The sequence below is a fragment of the Acinetobacter sp. AKBS16 genome, from assembly GCF_002899995.1.
Taxonomy (GTDB): domain Bacteria; phylum Pseudomonadota; class Gammaproteobacteria; order Pseudomonadales; family Moraxellaceae; genus Acinetobacter; species Acinetobacter baumannii.
The window spans coordinates 34,897-38,531 of sequence record NZ_POYH01000098.1 but is presented as its reverse complement, the minus strand read 5'-3'; the positions used below and the strand labels follow the sequence as shown (position 1 = coordinate 38,531).

3 protein-coding genes are annotated in these 3,635 nt (G+C 40.7%); all 3 read right to left on the bottom strand.

The genetic code is table 11. The features are described 5' to 3' along the window. The coding region (locus tag C1642_RS17765) for an amidohydrolase family protein (protein ID WP_103236676.1) at window positions 1-975 on the bottom strand (975 nt) is incomplete at its 3' end. A gap of 33 nt (window positions 976-1,008) precedes the next feature. Then, window positions 1,009-2,556 (bottom strand): FAD-dependent oxidoreductase, encoded by a 1,548-nt coding sequence (locus tag C1642_RS17760; protein WP_005131670.1) that lies wholly within the window; start codon window positions 2,554-2,556, stop codon window positions 1,009-1,011. A gap of 15 nt (window positions 2,557-2,571) precedes the next feature. Continuing rightward, window positions 2,572-3,453 carry an alpha/beta fold hydrolase gene (locus tag C1642_RS17755; protein ID WP_005131669.1) on the bottom strand — a complete coding sequence of 294 codons (882 nt, stop codon included), beginning with the start codon at window positions 3,451-3,453 and terminating at the stop codon, window positions 2,572-2,574. Window positions 3,454-3,635 lie beyond the last annotated feature (182 nt).

Genomic DNA, 3,635 nt, shown 5'->3' with positions numbered 1-3,635 from the left:
CCCTGTAGTTTGTCTCTGCTGTTCATGGTCAAGTCCACGTTGTTGAGCCAAAGCTATACGTGCTGCGGTGAGAATTTCGCCTGACAAAACAGTATCGACATCAGTACCAAGTGACGGAGCCGATCCATAACTTAAAAGCCGACCTGTGATGGGAAAACCATGCCCTTGTCCCAACTCATTCTCAGGAGTAGAAGTAAAGCTAGCACCCGCATCTACAAATATCTTCAACCAATCATCAGGAATTTCATTGCCGTGCACAATATTGGTTTTCGGCCCAATCAAATTGGCATTTCGTACAGCTTCCCATGCCTCACCAGGCTTACCGCCACTTTGATGCATCGAAACAATAATATCGCGTTCACGAGCTCCTCGAAAATCAGCCAATGCTATTTCCTTTTTTGAGTATTGAGGGCCTGGAATTGCAATTCCCAACGTTAATAAATCATGAGCTGCTATTGGGCCTCGCAATAATCGATCAACTTCCTGCATTGGATGTTCAGATTGTCTAAATTTATGCGGCATACCATGTAAAAAAACACCACGAATCCCTGACTCAATCAATCCTTGAATCGTACTATCGGCATGTTCTTTTGTTTGCACATTATGGCACCAATCGCCTAATGTAGTTGTTCCACAGTTAATTTGATTTAAGGCACAAGCACGTGCAGCGATTCGCATATCCTCTGGTGTGTAGTGCTGTGCCAATCCAGCATGTGCTTGTGCAAGATATTCTAATAATGTCCAATCAGCTCCTACAGATCTTAATGCCGCCTGCCAACTATGTAAGTGTGCATTAACAAGACCTGGTATAAGTATTCGTCCAGTAAAATCAAACACCTCAACGTCAGGAATCTCTAACATAGGTTCCATTCTCGTGATGCGTCCATTTTCTACCAAAATATCAATACGTTCAAAGTCTGGTCTATCTTGCGCCATGGTAATAACCGTTGAGCCGCGTAATAATATTCGATTCATTTGCTTTACTCTAAATGATGAGCAACCCGCTATTTAGGGTGCTATTTTCTTAATATAAGCTTTTAAGTTATCTTGCATATTCGAGGTTGCTATATAGCCAATATAACCATCAGGTCGAATTAACATTACAGTATCTGCAGATACACCATATGCTCTACTAAATGTTCGCTTTGTATCTTTCAATACATAATCAGCACTATGTGAATCATCGACATTTATAAGTAAGCGTTTTAAATTAGCCCCTTGAGAAGGCCATGCAAAATCTTTGACTATTTGAGCAGTTTTTTCACCAAAACCAATAAGCGTGAAATGTGGGCCCTGAAAAGTATCAAATAAACGGATTTGTCCACCATGTACAGCAGTAAGGTCCGCATCTGGAGCACGATCCCCAGCATGTATTTTTGAATTAAAAGTGCGATCATTTAAAGCAAGTGGGCCATTACGATATGTTAATGATAGTTGTGACTCATCTTTACCACGTTTAATACTGGAAGGATCAAGCTTAGCAATGCCATCATATTTTTTGGTTGATAATGCCAGTACAGATGCTGCTATAGGCCAACGCTCTGCTTCATAACTATCAAGTAGGCTATTATCTGTACCTGCCAACACCTGAGCAATTTTCCAACCTAGATTGTACGAATCTTGAATACCTGTATTCAGTCCTTGTGCACCAGCTGGGGTATGCACATGCCCTGCATCACCTACAAGAAAGACTCGACCACTTCGATATTTTTCTGCCATCCGAATATTAGGTCTAAAAACCGACTTCCATTGCACGTGATGTAGTACGACTTTCAAATTACCTATCCGCTTTTGAATACGTGCATTAATAGCATCTAATTCAAGTTCAGGATGCTCTTCAGGTGCTAAACGTATCATCCATTGGAATAAATCACTATTTGGTAGTGGGCATGCAGCAATAAATTGCCCACTTTTCCCAGGCCAAATATGCCATCGGTTACGAGATAAACCCGTTGTCACACCATCAACAATGATAATTCGATCCTCTTCAACAGTTGATCCAGTAAACTTAATACCTAACTGCTGACGTACTTTGCTAGAACCACCATCTGCACCCACCATATAACGTGCAGTAATTTCTTCTACTGCCCCATCCTCTCTCTTAATTTCAGCAGTTACGTAATCATCTGTCTGGCTTAGAGAAACGAATTGTTTACCAAACTCAACCACGCCATTTAACGACTTAAATCGTGTATGTAATACAGCATCTGTGCTGAACTGCGGGATCAATAATGTGTTTGGAAAAGGTACATCCGATGAACGTGATCGATTGGACATCATTCGCCAAGGAATTGTGAATGGGCCAAGGTGAACACCAAGAAGCGGATATGCATTGCCTGCTTGAAGTACCTCATTCACTAAACCTAGATCCTGAAAAATCTCCAACGTTCTCGGCTGAATGCCTTTTGCTCTTGATCCATCAAAGCTGGCTGAAGCTTTATCTACAACACGGATGTTAAGCCCACGGCGCTTTAAATCTATTGCAAGTGCCATACCAGCTGGACCCGCACCAACGATGAGCACATCAATTAGATGCTCTTTAGCTTTTTCACTCATGATATATTCCTAATACTATAAATTATTTACAAACAATTGGATAAATCTTGCAACTTCATTCGAGCGTTCAAAAGGCACCATATGGCCACAGTCAAGTACATGACACTGCTTTGGTTGTAGAAGAAGACAAGCATTCTCTAGGCTGTCAATTGGAGTTACTCGATCCTCTTTTCCCCAAATCAACATAGTAGGTATTTTTAATTCAGACATACGTTGATATAGAGCAGCCCGATTAAATAGTCCAAAGTGCTGTACAGTATCGAAAACTGCATGGAGAGAACCTTCAAACCGATATGCGTCAAGTAACATATTTGAGAGAACTGCAGCATGGGTTTGATCCCCTAAGTCGTTACTCTCATGTAGTGAAAGCCACTTACTCCCAAAATTCTTAGCAATTACTCCGGCAAGTAAATTACTAGATTGCAACAATCGTAATGCAATCGGTTTTTTAGCAAGTCCAGCAGGCCCAGCTACTGTTAATGATGAAATAGCATCAGCATTTTGGTTTACGTACCCCATAGCAACTAGAGCACCCATAGAGGCACCCACAATGTGAAAGCCATCAGCTAAGGCAAGGGCTTTTATCAATTCACTTATCTGTCGTATAAATAAAGTATCATCGTAACTAGTGTTACGAATCCGATCTGAATACCCCCGCCCGTAAGAGCTATACGTTAACGTACGAAATCCAGCTATATGTAAAATCGAAATAATTTTATCCCAATAAAATAAAGGCACTGTAAGACCACCAACAAACACAATAAGCTGTCCATTCTCCGGACCTAAGAGCTCGTAATGAGTCACACCATCAGATAGTTCAATATAATTTCCACGCAGAGCAGTTCGCATCTTTTCATTCAGGCGATGATTTTCGCTTTTTAAGACAAAGTACTTCATGATTTATTTTCTGCCTCTCGTTATTTTTTTAAATTATTCAGAAATTTTTCAATAGAATCAGCAACCCATGCCGGGTCCTCCTCAGGCAGTAAATGCCCTGCATGCGTATGTACTAATTCCCGACTACCGGAAATATCTTTTGAAAAATTTTGACCATTAATAGATTTACTTCTTAATACAAG